The sequence below is a fragment of the Bacillus sp. Cr_A10 genome (assembly GCF_029222665.1).
Lineage (GTDB): Bacteria > Bacillota > Bacilli > Bacillales_A > Planococcaceae > Psychrobacillus.
On sequence record NZ_JARHXR010000030.1, the window covers coordinates 18,315 to 40,297 of the forward strand.

The following is a 21,983-nucleotide window of genomic DNA, read 5'->3' on the forward strand; positions in this document are numbered from 1 at the left end:
TTAAATTCCAACTTTCTCTATTTGTTTTGCAGCTACTAGAAGTGCTTGGTCGAAGTCTGCTATTAAATCATCTACATTTTCTAAACCAACTGAGAATCGGAGTAATCCATCAGTGATTCCTCGTTTTTCCCGTTCCGCTTTCGGCATAGCGGCATGGGACATCTGGGCAGGGTGGGAAAGAATAGATTCCACTCCGCCAAGACTTACAGCGAAAACAGGAATCTGAACACTTTCAACAAATGCTTTTGCTATTGCTTGCGTAGGTAAACGGAAGGAGAGGACTGCCCCAGGGCTTGTTGTTTGCTGTGCATGAATTTCATATCCTGGATGGGATGTTAACCCTGGATAATAAACTTCTTCTACTAAAGAATGATTGTTTAAATAGGCAGCAATCTGTTGGGCTGAATCTGCTGATTTTTCAAATCGAACGCTCAACGTTTTAATTCCTTGAATAAGTGAAAATGAATCTTGGGCACCTAAAATCGCTCCGAATGAATTTTGAAGGAATGCTAATCGTTTTCCAAGTTCCTCATCTTTTGTAACAGCTAGACCTGCAATTATATCACTGTGTCCTGATAAAAATTTAGTAGCGCTATGTAAAACTACATCTACTCCAAGGTCGAGTGGACGTTGGTAAAGTGGTGTCATAAATGTATTATCTAAAAAGGTTAGGCAATTGTTTGCTTTAGCGAGCTCCACGATTCGATTAATATCCGTTATACCTAGACATGGATTGGATGGTGTTTCAATATAAATCAATTTTGTATTGGAGCGAATCGCTGAAGCAACGGATTCTAAATCCGTAAAATCAACGAAAGTATGCTTAATTCCAATACGAGGCAATACCTCGGTTACAAAACGAAATGTTCCTCCATAGACATCTTCTGTAATAACAATATGATCACCTGCGGATAGGAGCATGAATGCGGAAGAGATTGCAGCAAGTCCGGAGGCGAATGCTAAACCTCGAGTACCACCTTCTAGTTCAGCAATCGTTTTTTCTAAAGCATCTCTCGTTGGATTTCCAGAACGGCTATAATCATATGGACCAAATTCATCAAAGCTTTCTTGATGGAAGGTAGAGGACAGATAAATCGGGACATTGACAGCACCAGTTTTTCGTTCTCCATGCCCACGAGTTGATGCCACTACAATACTCGTTTCTAACGACTCTTTATAGCCACTCATTTTACGGACACCTCACTTTCCAATAATGCAAAAACTTGTTTCAAGTCTTTTATTAAGTCCTCTGCCTCTTCAACACCGACAGAGAAGCGTAATAGGCTGTTATCTACACCACGTGCTGTACGTTCTTCTTCTGGAATTTCCGCGTGTGTTTGAGTTGCGGGATAGGTGATAAAACTTTCCACTCCTCCAAGGCTTTCTGCAAAAACGATTAATTGGAGGTTTTCAAGAAAGGGATTAATCCATTCACTTTTTTGTAAGCGGAAAGAAAGCATTCCGCCTTTTCCAGAATATAAAACATCCTTTACTGCAGATTCGGTTTGTAAGAATTCAGCAATCTTTTTTGCATTTGCATCATGCTGTTTCATACGTAAGTGAAGTGTTTTTAACCCCCTTATTAATAACCATGAATCAAATGGAGAAAGCACTGCACCTGATGCATTATGATTTATTAGTAATTTTTCACCTATATCGGTGCCTTTAGAAACAACGAGACCAGCAAGAACATCGTTATGGCCGCCAATGTATTTTGTGCCGCTGTGAATAACAATATCGGCACCAAGTTCAATTGGGCGCTGTAAGTAAGGGGTTAAGAATGTATTATCCACGATTAATAATAAATGATGCTTTTTAGCTAATGTCGCATATTGCTCTATGTCGATTTCTTGCATTAACGGGTTAGTAGGCGTTTCTATAAAGATTGCTTTTGTGTTTTTAGTAATGAGGGCTTCTACTTCTTGAACAGTTTCAAACTTTGAATAGGATGTGCGTATATTGTAGGAATCTGCGTACTGATTAAATAAGCGATAAGTCCCGCCATAAAGATCCTCTGGGGCAATCAGTTCATCTCCTGATTTAAATAGAGATAATACCAATTGAATTGCAGCCATACCGGAACTACAGGCAAATCCCGCTTCTCCAGCTTCTAGCTTCGCGATGCCTTCTTCTAATATAGCTCTTGTCGGGTTTTTTGTACGTGTATAGTCATAACCAGTTGATTGACCAAGTCCGGCATGCTTGTAAGCGGTAGATAAATAGATTGGTGGATTTACAGCTCCTGTCTTCGAATCACTATGGTTCCCTAATTGTACTAGCTGAGTTTCTATACTCTTTTTAGACATCATTATTCATCCTTTACTATTAAATTATAAATGCGCTAGCGCCTATGTTTGCCCCAACAAGCAAATGTGAAAAGAATGCATCTTAAGTTCACCTCATCCTGTAGTAAAGGATGCATGACCCTCATCTCCGAGCCCAGAAGACCTAGGAGGCAGCTTTTCAGCCACCACAAAAGTTTTTGCCGTCTGTGTTTGTGACGAGTTTAAGCAGGAGCAAGGTTCTTCTGCGACGAGCTTTGCGCAGGAGCAAGGTTCCTCTGCGACGAGCTTTGCGCAGGAGCAAGGTCCTTCTGCGATGAGCTTTGCGCAGGAGCAAGGTTCCTTCTGCGACGAGCTTTGCGCAGGAGCAAGGTTCCTTCTGCGACGAGCTTTGCGCAGGAGCAACTATTTCACATATAACCTCGAGGGGCAGTGCGCTGGAGTCTGCCAAAAATAAAAAAAGAGGATTCTCTAATAAGAAGAGAATCCTCAATAAAATACTGAAGTTAGTCTTCTTATCTTCAAGACGTAGAACGTCTATTGGAATTAGCACCACACCTTTATTCGGCTGGTTGCTGAGACATCTTCGGGCCAATCCCTCCGTCTCTCTTGATAAGAAATAAAATATAAAATTTTCAAAAAATTAATTTAGGTAAGTTTATCACGGGATGAATTTTTATACAAGGTCTTTTTTTATGTGTATTTCTAAATAGTACAATAGGAGGTGCTTAATTTTTCGGTATAGCAACCCAATGTTCTTTGGAGACTTCTACTAATTCTGATTGTGATAATTGGTATCGATCTATTTCCCGATTTTCTTCCATTAGGGATCGTTTTTTCTTTGCTTCAATTTTAGGATCTGGAATTGGAATTGCTGCTAATAATGATTTTGTGTATGGGTGCAATGGGTTAGAGTACAATTCTTCACTTTCTGCAAGCTCGACAATTTTTCCTGCATACATAACTGCGACTCTATCACTAATATGCTTGACCATCGATAAATCGTGGGCGATAAAGAGATAGGTAAGCCCCAACCGATGTTGAAGGTCCTCAAGTAATTCAACAATTTGTGCTTGGATAGAAACATCTAATGCGGATAATGGTTCATCACAAACAATAAAGTCAGGTTCTACTGCAAGTGCTCGAGCAATTCCTATTCTTTGTCGCTGCCCACCTGAAAACTCATGTGGATACCGCATTGCATGCTCTGGTTTTAATCCAACCATTACAAGCAATTCTTCTACTCTATTTTTTCTTTCCTCATTATTTTTACTCAACTGATGAATATCTAATGCTTGCCCTATAATATCAAGGACTTTAAAGCGTGGGTTTAAAGACGAATAGGGATCTTGAAAGATCATTTGCATATGACGTCGCATTGTTTTCAATTCATTTTTGTTTAATCTGTTAATGGCTATACCTTGATATAATATGTCTCCATCTGTCGGCTCGTGAAGTCTTAAAACAGCTCTACCGGTTGTAGACTTTCCTGATCCAGATTCTCCAACTAAGCCTAACGTTTCTCCCGGTTTTATGAAAAAGCTGATATCATCGACTGCTTTTAATACATTGCCTTTTCCAGTATTGAAATGTTGTTTAAGAGACCTAACATCGAGTAATGGTTTTCCTTCTTCTATTCCAATGGAGCGAAGAGGGGGACGTTTAGGTTTTTTCTTTTGATCCAGACGAGGAAGGGCATTGAGCAATCTTTTGGTATAAGCATGTTGAGGGTTTTCAAAGATCTCTTCTGTTGTTCCAGTTTCAACAATTTCCCCATCCTTCATCACTGCAACCCTGTCACACATACCTGCGACAACTCCTAAATCATGGGTGATCAAAATAATGGATGTTCCAAAACGTGTCTGCATATCTTTCATCAGATTTAATATTTGTGCTTGAATCGTTACATCTAGTGCTGTAGTCGGTTCATCTGCAATTAGTAAAGTAGGTCGACATGCAAGTGCAATTGCAATCATGACACGTTGACGCATTCCCCCAGAAAATTCATGTGGATATTGATTAAAACGTTCTTCACTATTTTTAATGCCTACAAGTTTAAGTAGTTCAACTGCTTGCTTGTATGCTTCCTTTTTAGATAACTTTTGATGTTTAATTAAGCTTTCAGCGATTTGCTTTCCAATTCGGATAGTAGGGTTTAGAGAGGTCATAGGATCTTGGAAAATCATACTAATATCTCTTCCACGAATACTTTCCATTTCTTTTTCTGATTTATTTACCAGATTTTCACCGAGGAACTCAATTTCTCCGTTTTTCAACAAGGAGGGAGGTGAGGGAAGAAGTCTCATAATGGAACGGGCAGTAACACTTTTTCCGCTACCAGATTCTCCAACAATACCTAAAGTTTCTCCTTTCTTCACGTCAAAACTGACACCTCGTACAGCTTCAAATTCTTTGTCGCTGGTTAGAAACGAGATATGTAGATCTTTTACTTTTAAAACCGTCTCCAACATAAACACCTTCCTAATTCTATATGTAATTAATTAAAATCCATTGACTTAATAAAAGTTCGAATCTATACTATACTATACCACTTGGATTTATACAATATAGGAAAGGAGGTAAATAGTCGTTGGGGTTAAATAAAGAGCCATCCGTCAATTTTGATATATCCGATCATCTTGCATTCATTTTCGGGAAATTGATGAAGAGAGCGCCGTTTAGATTCTTGTTGATAATTTTAGGATTTCCGTTGCATTTTATCACTTTTTTCTATTATCAATTGAAAAAGAAGAACGATACATATTCTATTATTTATGAAAAAATGAATGCTTCCTTGAAAAATTCGGGTCTTAAAGAAGAGCTGAAGAGAGAATTTGCAGACCAATATGTGCGCAAGCATGCTTTCTTTAGTGAAAAAGTAAATGAACAGGAAATGGAGAGAGAAGTAGAAAAGCTTGCAGAGGAAAGATACACAAAAGTACTCTCTGAAAAGATAGAGGAACAATATGAGCAAAATGGATTAAAAAAGCTAACCTATGTTTCCTTTTTTCAAAGTTTACTTAATAAAAAGGTATTTTTAGTTGTTTCATGTATTCCCGGAATACTTATGTATCTATTACTTATTTTGTATAGTAATGCTTTTGTTAAGTTTATCTTTGAACGACTAATTATGAGTATATTTGTTATAGCAGGTGTATCCATTCTAGTATTTACTATTCTATACTTATCTCCTTTTGATCCTGCAGCTAATATCTTGGGAGAAGCAGCGACGAAAGAGCAAATTGCAGCTTTCAATCAGATGCATGGTTTGGATCAGTCTTACTTAGCTCAATTATGGGATGCAATAAAAGGAATAGCTATGTTTGATTTAGGAGCTTCTTTTACTGGAAATGAAGAAGTAGCCACAAGTATTGCGAATAAATTCCCAATAACTTTAACTATTGCAATTTTTTCATTGTTAATGGCGATTGTTATTGCAATACCAGTAGGAATAATTTCAGCTACTAGACAAAATACGTTTTTAGATTATTCTTTTATGTTTATTGCTTTAATTGGATTATCTATTCCAAACTTTTGGCAAGGTTTAGTATTTATTTTAAATTTCTCGATTAAATTGCAGTGGTTACCTGCAACTTATAATCCTCAAAATTTGTTGTCGATCATTATGCCGGTCATTGTTCTTGGAACTGGACTGACGGCATCTGTTGCAAGGATGACACGATCCTCCATGTTAGAAATCATTAATGAGGATTATATTATTACAGCAAAAGCCAAGGGGCTAAATGAAAGACAGGTACTTTGGAAGCATGCAGTTGGAAATGCGATGATTCCTATTATTACAGTAATTGGTTTACTGTTTGGAGATATGCTCGGAGGAGCAGCAGTAACCGAGAAAGTATTCAATATTAGTGGTATAGGAAGTTATATTGTTGATAAACAATTCGTTCCAGATATACCAGCGATTATGGGTGGGGTAATTTATATTGCCATAACAATTTCTTTAGTAAATGTGCTCATCGATATTTTGTATGCGTTTTTTGATCCCCGCATTCGATCTAAGATGAAGCAACTGTAAAGAGAAGTAGGTGTAAAGGTGATTTCAAATCAAAAACATGCGTTGAAGTTATCCCGAGATTATACACAAGCAAACTTTGCATGGATTCTTTCTCTTATCGTGACCCTTCTTTTATTAGTAAACAGTTTCAACTTTAAAGAGGGGACGTTGAAGGGTGCTGTTTTTACTGTATTTCTTGTTTATTTTGTATTTACAGTTTTTCAACTTTTCCTTACATGGAAAATGAAGAGGGACCTTTTGAGTACAGGTGAGATACAAAGCAAAACAAGAAAACTCGGCTATATTCAACTTCTTAGCATATTGAGTGTAAATATATTTATAGCTTCATTTGCATTTAACATAATAAAAAAGAAAAAACCACCAGAGTACACTTTTGCTGTGTATATGTTGTTAACACAAATATTTATCCTAGCTATTTCATCCCTCAATTTGTATAAACCATATGTGACAGATACCTTTTTACCGGCAATGGGCATTTTGATAGGAATATTAATATTCCAAGTCATAACGCTAGTTCTCGTGTCCAAACATGTGGAAGATAACTTAGCACCGTCATGGATGATGGCTATTGCCATTCTGTTAATAATTACTTCCCTAACGGGAAATATATTTAACTTATTATTAGGTATTAGTTTAATTGTAAAAGTACGTAGTCATGATCAATCTAGAATTCTGAAGTGGAATACGATGTGGAGCAAAATTACTCGCAACTCAACGGCAATATTAGGAATGTTTTTTATCATTCTAATGTTTTCATTGTCGGTTTGCAGTAAATTCACGTTTGATTATGATATGGCTGTTGAGAATAATTACGGAGAATTACTTCAAAATCCTAGTCTGGAGCATCCATTTGGTACAGATAATTTTGGACGAGATTTGTTTTCAAGAATTGTCTTTGGAGCGAGAATTTCACTTATTGTTGGATTTGCTTCCACGATAATTCCAGCGATTATCGGTGGATTTTTAGGAGCTTTAGCAGGATATTATACGAAACGTGCAGATAATGTGATTATGCGTCTTCTAGATATTTTGTACGCTATTCCTGGAATTTTACTTGCCATAGCTATTATTGCTGCATTTGGGGCAAACACTATGAATCTAATTTTGGCATTAAGTGTCGGATCAATTCCGACCTATGCTCGAACGATGAGAGCTAACGTACTAATGGTTTCGAACTATGAATTTGTCGATTCTGCGCGTGCACTTGGTTCGTCTGATTTGTCTATTATTTTTAAGCAAATCGTGCCGAACTCTCTAGCCCCAATGATTGTGAAGGCAACCTTGACAATTGGAGGAGCCGTCATCGCTACTAGTAGCTTGAGTTTCCTAGGTCTTGGAGTGGAACCACATATTCCAGAATGGGGAAATATTTTAAAAATAGGAAGTACCTATCTTGAATCACATTCGTATCTTGCTGTAATACCAGGGCTTGCTATTATTGGCCTAGTATTATCCTTCAACTTTTTAGGTGATGGGTTACGAGATGCTTTTGATCCAAGAATGGATTAAAAAGAATTATATTTTAGGAGGAAAATAGTATGAAGAAAAGTATATTAGCTATCCTGATTGCTTTTGTTTTGGTTTTAGCAGGATGTGTAAATACGAAATCGGATGTTGCCGATAAAGCAAATGATAATAAAGACGCTAACACGGATCAAAGTAAGGTAGAAATTGAACTTTTAGGCATGAGTACAGGTGAAGCGGATATGAACATCGTCCGTGATCAACTGATTAAAAATGGGTTTGATGTGAAGTTAAATATTCAACCTGATTACGGTAGCTTTACTTCACAAAAAGATGCAGGAAACTATGACTTAGCTTTATCTAGCTGGACAACGGTTACAGGAAACCCTGACTACGCAGTTCGTTCGCTGTTCAAATCAGATGGAGATAACAGTATTATGTCTGATGAAGAAGTGGATAAATTAATTGATCAAGCAAGTACAGAAACAGAAGAGGAATTTACGGAAACATATAAACAATTAGAGCAACGTCTTGTTTTGGATAAAGCATATATTGCTCCGCTTTATAATTCTTTCAAAGCTCAAGGTGTAAATAAAGAAATCTTAAATGCAGATACAGTAAGACTTGCAACTTCACGTGCAATTGCATGGGAAACGATTGATTTTACAGACACTTCAAAAAGAGCAACACAACCATTAATTATGCAACAAGCAATCGGGACTTTAACTTCTTTAGATCCGATTAAAGGTAATGATGGATCTATCAATACGCTAAATACTAATATGTATGTAAGACTTGTTAATTTAACTGATGACGATAAAGTGGTTTCAGATGGTTCTTTATCACTTAATCACGCAATCGCAGAAGGTAATGAATCATATTACTTCCTTCTTCGTGATGATATAAACTTTGCTGCTGTTACAGATAAAAAAGCAGTTGACACTGGGGAACGCGTAGGAGCAGATGATGTTGTATTCTCTTTAAACCGTGCAAAGGATAAAAACTCAGTTCCAGATCACCGCACATATAGCTTGCATGAAAGTATGAAAGACATTCAAGTAGTAACTGACTTATCAGAGCTTGATGTTAAACAATCTGGAAGCGATGTTACTGTAAGAGAAGCGCTTGAAGAAGGCTTAGACGCTAAAATTACCGAATTGGTAGAAGACAAAAATACTGCAGATAATGCGGCAGGCAAATATCAAGTGGTGAAAATTACAACAGTAAATCCATTCCCACAAGTACTAAATTATTTAGCTCACCAATCTGCAGGAATTGTTTCTAAAAAACAAGTAGAAAGCATTAATACTTATGATGTGGCAACATTTGATGTAAATAAAGATATTCCTTACGGAGATCAAAATACAGTTACAGAAGGCGACAAATATAACAATACGTTATATGCAAGCGGTCCGTACATCTTATCTCATAAAAATGACTACGAATCAATATTCTTGAAAAATCCAGCTTATATGGCAGGTACTGAAAATGAAGCTAAAATTTCAAATGTAACTGTACGTTTCATTCAAGATCCTGACAGCGCACTTTCCGCATTACGTAATGGAGAAATTCATATTTTCAATGGTGTTCCAGAAACAAAGTATGATTTAGTAGAAGGAGATAGTAAATTAACCCTTCAAAAAAGTGATAGTAATGCCGTATCTTATTTGTTATTTAATACAAAAAATCGTGAAGTATCCGATAGCGAAGACCTACGAAAAGCTATTCTTTATTCAATTAACCAAGATGAAATTTTAAATTACTACCAAGGAAACAAAAAGAAAGCAGTTTCCACTGTAAGTCCACTTGTTGATACTGGAAATGAGCTAGTAGCAGATCCAGCAAAAGCAAAAGAATTCTTAGATGCATATAAAGCAAGCAAATAAGTAGAGAAAAGCTTGGTAAGTGTAAAACACTTACTGAGCTTTTTTAATTATTGAAAAGATGCCATACAGTCAAAATCTTTTAATGTGGACAGATAAAATTTTATCCGGTCAGAAATTTTATTATCTGGACACATTAATTTTTATCCGGTCATATAAAAAGAAGTTCGTGATTAGTGCTTCTCTTATATAAAAAGGCATGTGCGGTAACTTGACCCGGACATGCCGTAAATACATAATTACCATTTATCTAAAAGAGCATCGGAAGAAAGAACGCAATTGCTCCAAGTACAATTGCACTCCAAGCTAGGAACTTTTGAGGGGAAGCTAAGCTGATTAGGCCTAAAATTATTGCAGCTCCACCGAACCAAATAGGTGAGTAAAAGAACCCTATTACAGCAAGAATAATAGCTACCCAGCCAATCCACATACCAAAAGAAGCTTTCATGTCGAACACCTCCTTTTTTATACTAAAGATCAATAAATTAATAGAAACGTAATATCCACATTATTGATCTTACTCATAGTATATGAAGGGGTGTTCGATAAAAAATAAACAATTTGCCGAAAAATGTAGACGGACAGGCATTATTTATTCCACGAAAAAGAGGACCCTAGAAAGATAACGGGTTCGGTTATTAGGGAGAAAACATTATTAACAACCTAATCGGGGATGCAATACATATGAGTTGGTGTTTCCCTTTTTGTGGTTATATCAATGCTTTAGTAGATTTTACAAATTAATTAGACATCAATACGCATATAAATTGATGGCGTTCAAACAATGGCAGGATTTATAGCAATCGTGGTCGTTGGAGTTAGACTCAAGGATAGGCTCTATGGACCATGGTTTTAAAATGAATAGTTTAAAGTTATAGAGCATTTCGCTGTAATGAGGAGTGCTTTTTATTTCGTCTAAAACAAACTGATGATTTTATAAACAATAATAATGCAATTAAAATCAATATTTTTTTATTGTAAATCAATAAATAATGTGTTAAATTCAATTTAACAATAAATAAATGAGGTGCGTTTTATGAAACGAAGTTCAACACTCTTTTTAAAGGTAGCTGTTATTTTTATTGGCATTCCGGTTCTTGCTTTGTGTCTATTTTTATTGCCTCAGATAGCGAATGAAGCAAATGAAGCAGCAGAACGAGGTTCAGATTTAGCTTATGTAGTATATGGCATTTTAATGGTTATGTATGTTTCGGCGATCCCGTTTTACATTGCTTTATATCAATCTTTTAACCTTTTAAGCTATATTGACAAGAACAAAGCTTTCTCGCAATTATCAGTAAGAGCTCTAAAGAAAATCAAAAAATGTGCTATCACAATCAGTGGCTTGTATGCGGTAGCCCTACCATTCGTCTTTATCCTAGCGGAGATAGATGACGCACCAGGTCTCGTGCTTATCGGAATGGTCATGATTTTTGCTCCTATGGTGATTGCTGTTTTTGCGGCCGTTCTTCAAAGACTTTTACAAGAAGCCATCGATATAAAATCAGAGAACGACTTAATAGTCTGAGGTGAATAACATGACAATAATAATTAATATTGATGTGATGCTGGCTAAAAGGAAAATGAGCGTAACAGAACTTTCGGAGAGGGTTGGAATAACAATGGCTAACCTTTCTATATTGAAAAATGGAAAGGCAAAAGCGATTCGACTATCCACTTTAGAAGCAATTTGTAAGGCTTTAGACTGTCAGCCGGGAGATCTTTTAGAATACAGAAGTGACGAGGACACTCTAAAATAATAGATAATAAATTTCTTTAACTATACCAGCCAAAGGTTAGTTAAATTAGATTTCTCTATAAGATGGAATACTCCTTTTTTACAATTCCTTTAGATATTTGTAAACTCCTATTAGATAATAATTTATTTGTGGGAAGTAAATCAAAAAGACTCAGAATAACATCTGAGTCTAAACTTCTTTTTATTTTTCCCTAGTAGTGCCATTAAACCTTTAAAAATTTATATTCCATTAGTATGAAAATTTACCTTTTGTTAGTATTTTTCTCCCAATCAACCGAAGGCCATTATTTATTATTTTCCGCCTAAAAGATCGAACAGTCCTCCAGCAATACTTCCTTCACCTGGTGAGCCTCCACCTGGAGTTTGAGGAGCAGCTGCAAACACTCGGCTTGCTAAACGGCTAAATGGTAAGGATTGAATCCACACTGTACCTGGTCCACGAAGTGTTGCAAAAAATAGCCCTTCGCCACCAAATAGAGCAGTTTTTACACCTTTAACCATTTCGATATTGTAATCCACTTCAGCAGTCATAGCTACTAGGCATCCAGTATCTACTCGTAAAACCTCTCCTGGCTGTAAAACTTTTTTATGGATTGTTCCGCCAGCATGAATAAATGCAAGCCCATCACCTTCAAGCTTTTGCATGATGAAACCTTCACCACCGAAGAATCCAGTTCCTAATTTTCGTTGAAATTCAATCCCTACAGAAACACCTTTTGCTGCTGCAAGAAAAGCATCTTTTTGACAAATTATTTTTCCTCTATGTTCGCTTAAATCCATTGGAATGATCTTACCTGGGTATGGAGAAGCAAAGTAAACATGTTTCTTTCCGCTGCCTGTATTCGTAAAGGTTGTCATGAATAAACTTTCACCTGTAAGCATACGTTTACCTGCACCCATTAATTTGCCCATTAGACCACCGCCGCCACCAGAACTGGAGCCGTCACCAAAGATCGTCTCCATAGAAACGCCGTCTTCCATCATCATTAAACTGCCGGCTTCTGCAACTACTGTTTCTTGAGGGTCTAGTTCAATTTCTACAAATTGCATATCGTCTCCGTATAATTTGTAATCTATTTCGTGATTGTTCATGTTTATTTCCTCCTCATATTCAATATTTATTAATACGAATCATGTTATGAAAAGTTTCACTCTGAAAATTCTTATTTTTAGAAAAAATTAAAGGGATTCTACAAGTAATAGAGAATGTATTCTTTATGTTAGCGTTTTCATAAAAAGGAAAAGAGGTAATGGGATTATGAAGCTCACAAACTTTTTTGATGGGAAATGGCAAGATATTGGCGAGGGAAAATATACAGCTGTTTTAAATCCAGCGAGTGGAGAACAGTTGGCGGAAGTAAGGATGTCAACAAAAGAGGATGTAGATTTAGCTGTTGCGGCTGCTACGAAAGCACAGAAAAAATGGGCACTTGTACCAGCGCCAAAACGTGCAGATTATTTATATGAAATTGGTAGGCTAATGAAAGAAAAGAAAGAACATCTGGCACAGGTTCTAACGAAAGAGATGGGAAAAGTAATTGAAGAAGGCCGTGGGGAAGTACAAGAAGGAATAGACATGGCGTTTTATATGGCAGGGGAAGGTCGCCGGTTATTTGGAGAAACAACACCATCTGAGCTAGCAGATAAATTTGCGATGAGCGTGCGCGCACCAATTGGAGTAGTTGGACTGATTACACCTTGGAATTTTCCTGTAGCCATAGCTACGTGGAAGTCATTTCCAGCGATAGTAGCAGGAAATACTTTCATTTGGAAGCCTGCAACTGAAACACCAATGATGGCTTATGAAATGGCAAAAATATTTGAAGAGGCTGGTTTACCTGATGGGGTAGCAAATATAGTTTTTGGTTCTGGTTCGGAAGTTGGAACCGCAATGATTGAGCACCCGGATGTAAAAGTGATTTCCTTTACAGGTTCTACTGAAACAGGTAGTAAAGTAGCAGAGCTTGGAGGAAGGCATTTAAAGAAAGTGTCTCTTGAAATGGGTGGAAAAAATGCTGTTATTGTGATGGAAGATGCAGACTTGTCTCTTGCTGTAGAAGGGATTTTATGGAGTGCATTCGGAACAGCAGGTCAACGTTGCACTGCATGTAGTCGAGTAATCGTGCATAAAGATGTAAAGAAAGAATTAGAAGTTAAATTACTAGAGCAAATGGAAAAGTTGACAATAGGAGACGGCTTAGATGAATCAGTCAAAATTGGGCCAGTTATTAACAAGAAAGCGTTAGATAAAATTCATTCCTACATCAAAATTGGACAAGAGGAAGGGGCTAATCTTCTAGTTGGTGGAAATGTATTAGAAGAAGGGGACTTAGCAAACGGAAATTATTATGCTCCAACCCTTTTCACGGACGTTAAACCGAATATGAGAATAGCGCAAGAAGAAATTTTTGGTCCAGTTGTTTCACTTATTGAAGTAGGTTCTTTGGAAGAAGCAATAGAAGTAAATAACGGAGTGAAATTTGGACTCTCAAGTTCTATCTTTTCCAAAGATGTAAATAAAGTCTTCCGTGCACAGCGGGACTTAGATACGGGAATTGTTTATGTTAATGCTGGAACTACAGGAGCTGAGATCCATTTGCCATTTGGTGGGACTAAAGGTACCGGAAACGGACACCGAGACTCAGGTGTGGCGGCATTAGATGTATATACGGAATGGAAGAGCATTTATGTAGACTTTAGTGGGAAATTGCAAAGAGCACAAATAGATACAGAATAATAGGGGGATGATTACATGAAGGTTGCTGTATTGGGAGCAGGATTAATGGGAAAAGAAGCAGCTCGTGATTTAGTGAAGAGTCCTAATGTGGAAAAGGTACTCTTATGTGATTTAGATGTGGGACAAGCAACGATGTTTAAAGAAAGACTACAAAACTCGAAAATAGATGTTTTAAGATTAGATGCAAATGATGATGCGAATATACTACAAATCATGGAAAAGGTAGATGTAGTCATTAATGCATTGTTTTATTCGTTCAATGAAAAAGTAGCTAGACTTGCAGTGGAAGCTGGTGTTCACTCAATCGATCTTGGTGGCCATATTGGAGGAGCAACAGATACAGTTCTATCACTTCATGAAAAGGCAAAGCAGAAAGGGATCACACTAATCCCAGATTTAGGTGTAGCACCGGGTATGATTAATATTCTTGCGGGATATGGAGCTAGTAAACTAGATGAAGTTTCAGGAATCCATTTATACGTTGGTGGAATACCAGTAAAACCAGAAGGAATTTTCGGATACAACATTGTCTTTTCATTAGAAGGTGTATTTGACCATTATACCGACCCTTCCCATGTAATCCGGGATGGTAAACTGCAAGAAGTGGAATCTCTATCAGAGATAGAGCCGATATTCTTTGATGAGTATGGGGAGTTAGAGGCATTCCATACTGCAGGTGGAACTTCAACATTACCTAAATCCTTTCCGAACATCGACACATTGGAATATAAAACGATACGTTACAAAGGGCATGCAGATAAGTTTAAATTGCTTGTAGATTTAGGATTAACAAATAAAAAAACCATTGTGAATGTAAATGGAAATATGGTGAAGGCTCGCGATGTCTTAAAAGAAGTATTAACACCACAATTATTACTTGGTGATAAAGAAGATGCTGTTTTATTACGGGTAATCGTTAAAGGTATAAAAGAAGGGGAAAACACAACTTTTTCATATGAATTGTCTACGAAAAAAGATAAACTTTCCGGGACAACCGCAATGGCAAGAGCAACTGCCAATACAATTTCTGTAGTAGCACAAATGATTGGGAATAATGTTATTTCTAAACGAGGCGTATACCCACCTGAATTGATCGTCCCAGGAGAATTATATATTAGAGAAATGGCAACTCGTGGAGTTGATATTGTAGAGACTGTTGTGAGAGGTGAAGAATAATGAATTTCGAATTAACGGAGGAACAAGTCCTTTTACGAAAAACAGTTCGTCAATTTGTAGATAGTGAAATCATTCCTCATATAGCCAAATGGGAAATTGAAGGTGCATTTGATAAAGGAATCTGGAAACGTCTAGCGGATCTTGGCTTAATGGGAGTTTGTGTTCCGGAGAAATACGGCGGAAGTGGAATGGATTATAATTCACTTGCGATTGCTTGCGAAGAATTAGAACGTGGTGACACAGCTTTTCGAACTGCCGTGTCGGTGCATATAGGACTAAATTCAATGACGCTTATGCAGTGGGCAACGGAAGAACAAAAGCAAAAATATTTAGTTCCTCAAGCAAAGGGAGAAAAAATAGGCGCTTTTGGATTAACAGAACCGGGTGCAGGTTCAGATGTAGCAGCCATGTCGACTGTAGCAGTGCTTGATGGGGATCACTATGTCATTAATGGGCAAAAAACATGGATATCATTATGTGATACGGCTGATCATTTTATCGTCTTTGCCTATACGGATAAATCTCAAAAACACCACGGTATAAGTGCTTTCATCGTAGAACGAACAATGGAAGGCTTCTCCTCCAAAGCAATTAAGGGGAAATACGGTATTAAATCCGGAAATACCGGTGAACTGTTTTTTGAAAATATGCGAGTACCGAAAGAGAATCTTTTAGGAAAAGAAGGAGAGGGTTTTAAAATTGCTATGTCTGCTCTCGATAACGGAAGGTTTACGGTAGCAGCAGGAGCAGTAGGACTTTCTTTAGCTTGTTTAGAAGCAAGTGTAAAGTACTGTCATGAAAGAGAAACTTTTGGTAAGGAAATTGGAAGACATCAGCTCGTGCAACAAATGGTGGCGAAGATGGAAGCAGGACTTCAAATGAGCCGATTACTCGTTTACCGTGTAGGAGAGCTAAAAAACAAAGGTGTTCGTAATACACGTGAAACGTCACTTGCAAAATGGCAAGCATGCGACTTTGCAAATAAAGCTGCAGATGATGCTGTCCAAATTCATGGTGCTTATGGGTATTCAGATGAATATCCAGTAGCGAGATATTTACGTAATTCCAAAGCACCTGTAATTTATGAAGGAACACGTGAAATCCATACCATTATGCAAGCGGAATATGTACTTGGCTACCGAGAAGATAAAACACTTTCTCATATGCTACCAAAATGGCCCTTTGAAGAAGAGTGAGAGGGCACTGAAAAAGTCTATAGAATTTGACTTTACTAAATAATGTTGTCCGATAAATAAGAAAATCGTTGAAACGGCTCCCTTTCCTCGGGCGTTGCCTTAGCCTCCTCGCTTCGCTGCGGGGTCTTCGGCTAACGCTATTCCCGTAGGAGTGTCGCCTTTTTCAATGATTTTCTATAAACTTGTCGTTCACATACTCTTATGAATCTCATTGAGGACTTTTTCAGTACCTTCGAAGAGTGAGATGGAAACTACTGTAAAACTGGATACTATAAAAAGGTTTTCTTGACTTGATCAAGAAAACCTTTTTTTATAAATGAGGCTGTATTGCGGGTGTACCAGGATGTGCGCCTTAAACGCCACAAGAACGCGAAGAATGAGACCACGTAAAGGGATGTGGGAGCGACAAAGGAGCGACTCATCCTGCGTAGGCTCATGCGTAGCGTGCGGCAAGCGCACATCCGTGTTCTACTCTCTAAGTTGCTCTATTAAGTGTTTTAATAATCATTCATTATGAATAATTAAAATGTATCTTCATTTCTCTTAGCTTGGTTATTTCTATATCCTTTAGTAACCTTTTATATCAACCGTGAAGTTTAACAGTATTGCTTTAAATGGGATCGATTAGGGCTTTTATTATAGTCTAAAAGTAAAGGAATAGTTCATCTTCGATGACAGCATATTAACTATAAAGGAGAGATGATTTGATGACTCGAAAAAGTGATAACAAACATGTAGAAGCAACTCCACATTTCGATGGAGAAAAGGAAAATATATATAATGATCCGACAGCAACTGCTGGAACGAAAATCGGTATCCAAGTTAATGCAAGAGAGGAATTTGCACAGGAAAGAAATCCTTTTAATTACCTCCCAAAAAGGGACAGAGACATGGAAGAATTCGAAAAATTGACTAGAGGAAATAAAATAGAAGAATAAAACGAAAAGACCCCTTGAAAGGGGTCGCAGACTATTTTAAATAACACAACGGGATCAAAACTTGGTCGCCCAGTAGCAGAGTAAAGATGTTTTACTAATGGATAAATGAAATGGAAATCAATCGCGGCATCTAATTTACGAACCAAATGGTCCTTCGGTACAAGCTGGTCAATCGTTAGCATTTCAAGTTGTTCACTTTCATTGAATTGGTTTTTAGTCATCATGATATTCAACAACTTAACGTCTTAGAAGATTTAGAAACTCAACACTATTTAAATTTGCCAACACTAGTCGATTGGAGTGGAAGGCGCGAATACTCCTACGGGAACAGCACGAGCCGAAGCACCCGGACTGAGCGTAGCGAAATTAATTTTTGCGACGAGCTTGCGCAGGAGCAACGTTTTTTCTGCGACGAGCTTGCGCAGGAGCATTGTTTTTTGCGACGAGCTTTGCGCAGGAGCAACTTTTTTTCTGCGACGAGCTTGCGCAGGAGCAACGTTTTTTCTGCGACGAGCTTGCGCAGGAGCAAGGGAGAAGGCTGAGACCGTGCCCGTGGAAAGCGTAGCGCCTGAAACGGAAATCGACGATTTCTTACTATGTATTGTAAATAAAAAGAAGACTATAGACAATTTCAAATTTCTTTGAGTTTGTCTACAGTCTGAGATCCCTTGAAAGGGGTAGTTATTGCTAAAAATGGTCTTAAAAAAAGTAAAGTCCAACACTAATAACTATTCCGCTTAATAACAGGACAAAGACACAATAGCCCATTATATCCTTCGCTTTTAATCCAGCAATTGCTAATGCAGGTAATGCCCAGAATGGTTGGATCATATTAGTCCAAGCATCACCCCAAGCAATTGCCATAGCTGTTTTAGCGTAGCTTAAATCTAATGCTGAGGCAGCATCTAACATAATAGGTGCTTGAACAGCCCATTGACCACCACCTGAAGGGATAAAAAAGTTAACAATACCAGCGGCGTAAAAAGTAAAAAGATAGAAAGTATGTTCATTTGAAATATTAATAAAAGCATTGGAAACAACCCCTGCTAACCCGGAGGCTACCATCATACCCATAATCCCTGCATAAAAAGGGAATTGAATGACGATATCTCCAACTGTCTTAGCCGCGTTTTTCACGGCAATTAAAAACCGCTTAGGTGTACCGTGACAAATAATACCAAGCGTTACGAATATTAGGTTGACGATGTTTAAGTTTAAATCAAAGCCTTTAGTAATGAAATGTTGTACTAAATATACAAGCCCAAGTAAGCCAATTAAAATCGATATAATATAACTACTTTCTAATCGGGAAGCAGGAGTTTTTGTTAATGGCTCTTTATTCTCTATTACTTCCTCCTCGAGAAGAGTTGGTTCAATTGAAAAGGTCTCTTCTTTGCTAGGCATCATCCATCTATTTAATAATGGAACTGAAATTAACAGTACTACTACAATAACTAAGTTATAGGTTGTAAATAAAGTTTCAGTTGTAGGAATAACACCCATTTTCTCTGCAAACGGATGACCTTCTGTTGCTATAGACAGAGGGATTGATCCTGCTAACCCACCATGCCAAATGATAAATCCAGAGTAAGCACTCGCGATAAGTAAACGATAGTCCACATTTTTTACTTTACGTGCAATCTCTTTTGCGAATAAAGCCCCAATAACTAATCCAAAACCCCAATTAATCCAACAACCTATTAAGGAAACTACAGATACTAGAATTATTGCGGAACCAGGTGTTTTAGCGCTGCTCGCCATGGTACTTAGTAACTTTTTGAACACTGGACTACTAGCTAGAACATGTCCAGCTAATAAAACGACAACCATTTGCATAGTAAAAGATAGTAATCCCCAAAAACCATCACCCCAATAAGATACCATCTCTAATGGGGTAGTATCTGTTAAAGTTATCCCCAATAAAAATACTAATAAAGTTAATATTGCTACAAAAATGTATGGATCGGGTAAATACCTCTCCATTAATGCATTTGAAAACCTAGTAAGTGTTTTCACAACATTCCCTCCTTTGTAAAATATTATGTTGCAAATATAATAATAGACTAATAACAGTAAATTCTCTACATTCAAAAAATATAAAGGAAAAAGTGAAACGAATTACATAAAAGGAAGTCTAATGGTTTAACAAAGGAAAAGAGAGGGAGATCATATGAAGAAGTGGATTATGTCGATAATTGGTACGGCATTAATTGTTGGATTGGTCATAGTATTTTTTTCAGCTAGAACATCCGTGAGTGCTCAGGATGTTGTATTATCCAACCAACCATTTATCGTTACTTTGTCTTCGGCAGTTAGTGAGGATGCATTCAAAAAAGGGGAAATGTATGTAACTGACCAACAAGGGAAAAAAGTTAATGCAAAGCATAGTGTATCTAAAAATGGGAAGGTAGTTGTAATAACAGGCTTAAAAGAAGGTACCTATAGCTTATATGTAAAAAATAAGTTTATGAAAACGAAATTTCCTTTCACGGTGTACAAAGAACTTCAATCCGTAAAATCAAAGGAAGAACTAAAAGCTTATTTTGAGCTAGCGAAAAAAACTCAAGGGTATGAAGAAGTCACAATTATGGAAGACACTATGGAGACAGAATCGAAAGAATCTTCCAGTGCTCAAGGAGGAGATTATTCTACTACAAATAACCAGGTTGATGGTGTAGATGAAGCTGATATGGTGAAAACAAATGGCTCCCATGTATTTTCGATTAGTGAAAATAATGTAGTCATAGTAAATGTAAAAGATCCTGAGAAAATGAGAGAAGAAACGAAAATCCGCTTTACGAATGATTTTTATCCTTCTCAACTATTATTGTCTAATGATACGTTAATAATCATTGGGCAAAAGAATGTGTTTCGCACACTAGAATCAGACAGTAAACAAAATATTGATAGAATTGGAATGCCAATGGATTCCATGACGAGTGTGTATTTCTATAATATTACAAACCCTGCATCACCTAAACTGTCTAGGGAGATTGCCACAGAAGGATATATGAATGGCGCACGTTTAACAAATAATACCCTGTATTATGTAACAACTGTCTATCCAAAGTTTTGGATGATGGAAGAGAATGAGGATATAGAGCTACGTCCTAGCGTATATGATTCCAAGACAGATAAAGAACCGAAACCTATGAACTATGATAACATTTCGATTCTTCCTAATTCCATGCAAGCAAATTATAGTATTATATCAGCAATCAATGTAGAAAACTTACAAGATAATACCGTTATGACTAAGGGATACCTTGGAGGAAGTGAACAGTTATATATGTCCAAGGAAAATTTATATTTAACTTCAACAATTTTTGAATCAACAAATTCCAATTCTAAAAAATTTATATGGAATCCAGGTAAAATGGATACGGAAGTATATAAATTTGCGCTTCACGAAACATCCGCTCAATTTGTTGCATCAAGTCGTTTGACGGGTACGATATTGAATCAGTTTTCCATGGATGAACATGATGGATATTTCAGAGCTGTAACAACGAAAGGTAGTAGCTGGGATGAAAATGAACCTTCCGAAAACAATCTTTTCATTTTAGATAAAGGGATGAAAATAGTTGGGTCCTTAACGGGTCTAGCAAAAGATGAGCGTATTTATTCTGCAAGGTTCATGGGTGATAAAGCATATATGGTGACTTTCAAGCAAACAGATCCGCTATTTGTCATCGATGTTGCAACACCAACTGCACCGAAAGTTTTAGGAGAATTAAAAATTCCTGGCTTTAGTAATTATTTGCATCCATTAGACGAAAATCACCTAATAGGATTTGGATATGAAACAAAGATTGTCCCACAACAGGGTTCTAAAGAACCTCTTATTATGACAGAGGGAATGAAAGTGTCTTTGTTTGATGTAAGTGATTTATCAAATCCTAAAGAAGTGGATACAGAAGTTATTGGAGGGCAAGGAACTTTCTCACCTATTCAATACGATCATCATGCTTTGTTCCAACATCGTGAAAAAAATCTATATGGCTTTCCAATTACTATTTATGAGCAAGGCGTTGGTCAAGAGTATGCTCAGTTTAAGCAAGACGGAGCTTTAATTTATGAAATAACTCCAGAAAAAGGGATTGTAATGAAAGGGAATTTATTAAACCCCCACAATCCTTCTCAGCTCTATGAAAATTGGGAAAGTAGTATTCAACGAATGTTGTATGTTGAGGATTCTTTGTACACGATAGCAGTAAGGGAAATCACAAGCTATAACTTAAATAAATTTGAGAAAATAGGAAAATTGAAATACTAGCATAAAGGATGAAGGCAACCGCTAAGGTTGACTTCATCCTTTTTCGGTCTGTTCACGACATTGTGCAAAGCCCTAAAGATTTTGAGAATATATGAATTTCCGCTATCCTTTTAGTACGAACAAATGTCTGCAACAGCACTTAAGGAAAAGCTTCCTACTACGGATAAAAAAATAATTCGGGGAATCGGTCGAAATACCCGCAAAGCGATAAACGAGGGTATATGAACGCCTTATTT

The 21,983-nt window shown here is 37.1% G+C and carries 16 protein-coding genes, 1 pseudogene and 1 riboswitch; of the genes and pseudogenes, 10 read left to right on the forward strand and 7 right to left on the reverse strand.

The window, feature by feature from the left end; all coding sequences use genetic code 11:
• The 3 genes from metC to P2Q73_RS20195 form a co-directional block, all read right to left on the reverse strand.
• The gene (gene metC, locus P2Q73_RS20185; RefSeq protein ID WP_275790486.1) at window positions 1-1,188 is read right to left on the reverse strand and encodes a cystathionine beta-lyase; all 1,188 of its coding nucleotides are present in this window, start codon (window positions 1,186-1,188) and stop codon (window positions 1-3) included.
• On the reverse strand, window positions 1,185-2,306 hold the full coding sequence (locus tag P2Q73_RS20190) for a methionine biosynthesis PLP-dependent protein (protein ID WP_275790489.1): 1,122 nt from the start codon (window positions 2,304-2,306) through the stop codon (window positions 1,185-1,187). The genes metC and P2Q73_RS20190 overlap by 4 nt, the downstream gene beginning before the upstream one ends.
• 488 nt (window positions 2,307-2,794) lie before the next feature.
• Window positions 2,795-2,901: riboswitch (SAM riboswitch) on the reverse strand.
• A 109-nt stretch (window positions 2,902-3,010) separates the two neighbouring features.
• Complete coding sequence (locus P2Q73_RS20195; RefSeq protein ID WP_275790492.1) at window positions 3,011-4,753, reverse strand: ABC transporter ATP-binding protein; 1,743 nt, start codon at window positions 4,751-4,753, stop codon at window positions 3,011-3,013.
• A gap of 191 nt (window positions 4,754-4,944) precedes the next feature.
• On the opposite strand from P2Q73_RS20195, the gene P2Q73_RS20200 reads away from it, so the two are divergent.
• The 3 genes from P2Q73_RS20200 to P2Q73_RS20210 are packed head-to-tail and all read left to right on the forward strand — an operon-like array spanning window position 4,945 to window position 9,668.
• On the forward strand, window positions 4,945-6,318 hold the full coding sequence (locus P2Q73_RS20200) for an ABC transporter permease subunit (RefSeq protein ID WP_275790531.1): 1,374 nt from the start codon (window positions 4,945-4,947) through the stop codon (window positions 6,316-6,318).
• Window positions 6,319-6,336: 18 nt separating this feature from the next.
• On the forward strand, window positions 6,337-7,827 hold the full coding sequence (locus P2Q73_RS20205) for an ABC transporter permease (RefSeq protein WP_275790495.1): 1,491 nt from the start codon (window positions 6,337-6,339) through the stop codon (window positions 7,825-7,827).
• A 29-nt stretch (window positions 7,828-7,856) separates the two neighbouring features.
• Window positions 7,857-9,668, forward strand: a complete 1,812-nt coding sequence (locus tag P2Q73_RS20210; RefSeq protein WP_275790497.1) for an ABC transporter substrate-binding protein — start codon at window positions 7,857-7,859, stop codon at window positions 9,666-9,668.
• A gap of 247 nt (window positions 9,669-9,915) precedes the next feature.
• Here the strand turns inward: P2Q73_RS20210 and P2Q73_RS20215 are convergent, their stop codons facing one another.
• Window positions 9,916-10,113, reverse strand: coding sequence for a hypothetical protein (locus P2Q73_RS20215; RefSeq protein ID WP_053590643.1), 198 nt, complete (start codon window positions 10,111-10,113; stop codon window positions 9,916-9,918).
• Between the two features lie 588 nt (window positions 10,114-10,701).
• Here P2Q73_RS20215 and P2Q73_RS20220 point away from each other — a divergent pair.
• Entirely contained in the window at window positions 10,702-11,193 is a 492-nt protein-coding gene (locus P2Q73_RS20220) for a DUF2975 domain-containing protein (protein WP_056828232.1), read from the forward strand.
• A 10-nt stretch (window positions 11,194-11,203) separates the two neighbouring features.
• Complete coding sequence (locus tag P2Q73_RS20225) at window positions 11,204-11,425, forward strand: helix-turn-helix domain-containing protein (protein ID WP_053590641.1); 222 nt, start codon at window positions 11,204-11,206, stop codon at window positions 11,423-11,425.
• A 290-nt stretch (window positions 11,426-11,715) separates the two neighbouring features.
• Here the strand turns inward: P2Q73_RS20225 and P2Q73_RS20230 are convergent, their stop codons facing one another.
• Window positions 11,716-12,516 (reverse strand): TIGR00266 family protein, encoded by an 801-nt coding sequence (locus P2Q73_RS20230; protein WP_056828228.1) that lies wholly within the window; start codon window positions 12,514-12,516, stop codon window positions 11,716-11,718.
• 166 nt (window positions 12,517-12,682) lie between these two features.
• Between P2Q73_RS20230 and P2Q73_RS20235 the strand changes: the two genes are divergently transcribed.
• The 4 genes from P2Q73_RS20235 (at window position 12,683) to P2Q73_RS20250 (ending at window position 17,471) form a co-directional block, all read left to right on the forward strand.
• Window positions 12,683-14,161 (forward strand): aldehyde dehydrogenase family protein, encoded by a 1,479-nt coding sequence (locus P2Q73_RS20235; protein WP_056828227.1) that lies wholly within the window; start codon window positions 12,683-12,685, stop codon window positions 14,159-14,161.
• 15 nt (window positions 14,162-14,176) lie between these two features.
• Window positions 14,177-15,337, forward strand: coding sequence for a saccharopine dehydrogenase family protein (locus tag P2Q73_RS20240; RefSeq protein WP_275790504.1), 1,161 nt, complete (start codon window positions 14,177-14,179; stop codon window positions 15,335-15,337).
• The gene (locus P2Q73_RS20245) at window positions 15,337-16,533 is read left to right on the forward strand and encodes an acyl-CoA dehydrogenase family protein (RefSeq protein WP_056828223.1); all 1,197 of its coding nucleotides are present in this window, start codon (window positions 15,337-15,339) and stop codon (window positions 16,531-16,533) included. Before P2Q73_RS20240 ends, P2Q73_RS20245 begins: the two co-directional genes overlap by 1 nt.
• 707 nt (window positions 16,534-17,240) lie before the next feature.
• Window positions 17,241-17,471, forward strand: a complete 231-nt coding sequence (locus tag P2Q73_RS20250) for a hypothetical protein (protein WP_056828221.1) — start codon at window positions 17,241-17,243, stop codon at window positions 17,469-17,471.
• A gap of 29 nt (window positions 17,472-17,500) precedes the next feature.
• Here P2Q73_RS20250 and P2Q73_RS20255 read toward each other — a convergent pair.
• Together P2Q73_RS20255 and P2Q73_RS20260 are read right to left on the reverse strand one after the other, a co-directional pair.
• Window positions 17,501-17,695 (reverse strand): annotated as a pseudogene (locus P2Q73_RS20255) (transposase); the annotation flags it as partial.
• 475 nt (window positions 17,696-18,170) lie between these two features.
• Window positions 18,171-19,487: a short-chain fatty acid transporter gene (locus tag P2Q73_RS20260; protein WP_056828217.1), complete on the reverse strand. Its 1,317-nt coding sequence runs from the start codon at window positions 19,485-19,487 to the stop codon at window positions 18,171-18,173.
• 154 nt (window positions 19,488-19,641) lie between these two features.
• Here P2Q73_RS20260 and P2Q73_RS20265 point away from each other — a divergent pair, with 154 nt between their 5' ends.
• Window positions 19,642-21,747, forward strand: coding sequence for a beta-propeller domain-containing protein (locus P2Q73_RS20265; RefSeq protein WP_275790508.1), 2,106 nt, complete (start codon window positions 19,642-19,644; stop codon window positions 21,745-21,747).
• Window positions 21,748-21,983: the final 236 nt, after the last annotated feature.

Coding starts and splice junctions, on each gene's coding strand:
- P2Q73_RS20195 (WP_275790492.1), bottom strand. CDS start 4,753: ATGTTGGAGACGGTTTTAAAAGTAAAAGATCTACATATCTCGTTTCTA.
- P2Q73_RS20245 (WP_056828223.1), top strand. CDS start 15,337: ATGAATTTCGAATTAACGGAGGAACAAGTCCTTTTACGAAAAACAGTT.
- P2Q73_RS20230 (WP_056828228.1), bottom strand. CDS start 12,516: ATGAACAATCACGAAATAGATTACAAATTATACGGAGACGATATGCAA.
- P2Q73_RS20240 (WP_275790504.1), top strand. CDS start 14,177: ATGAAGGTTGCTGTATTGGGAGCAGGATTAATGGGAAAAGAAGCAGCT.
- P2Q73_RS20225 (WP_053590641.1), top strand. CDS start 11,204: ATGACAATAATAATTAATATTGATGTGATGCTGGCTAAAAGGAAAATG.
- metC (WP_275790486.1), bottom strand. CDS start 1,188: ATGAGTGGCTATAAAGAGTCGTTAGAAACGAGTATTGTAGTGGCATCA.
- P2Q73_RS20250 (WP_056828221.1), top strand. CDS start 17,241: ATGACTCGAAAAAGTGATAACAAACATGTAGAAGCAACTCCACATTTC.
- P2Q73_RS20220 (WP_056828232.1), top strand. CDS start 10,702: ATGAAACGAAGTTCAACACTCTTTTTAAAGGTAGCTGTTATTTTTATT.
- P2Q73_RS20190 (WP_275790489.1), bottom strand. CDS start 2,306: ATGTCTAAAAAGAGTATAGAAACTCAGCTAGTACAATTAGGGAACCAT.
- P2Q73_RS20265 (WP_275790508.1), top strand. CDS start 19,642: ATGAAGAAGTGGATTATGTCGATAATTGGTACGGCATTAATTGTTGGA.
- P2Q73_RS20235 (WP_056828227.1), top strand. CDS start 12,683: ATGAAGCTCACAAACTTTTTTGATGGGAAATGGCAAGATATTGGCGAG.
- P2Q73_RS20215 (WP_053590643.1), bottom strand. CDS start 10,113: ATGAAAGCTTCTTTTGGTATGTGGATTGGCTGGGTAGCTATTATTCTT.
- P2Q73_RS20210 (WP_275790497.1), top strand. CDS start 7,857: ATGAAGAAAAGTATATTAGCTATCCTGATTGCTTTTGTTTTGGTTTTA.
- P2Q73_RS20200 (WP_275790531.1), top strand. CDS start 4,945: ATGAAGAGAGCGCCGTTTAGATTCTTGTTGATAATTTTAGGATTTCCG.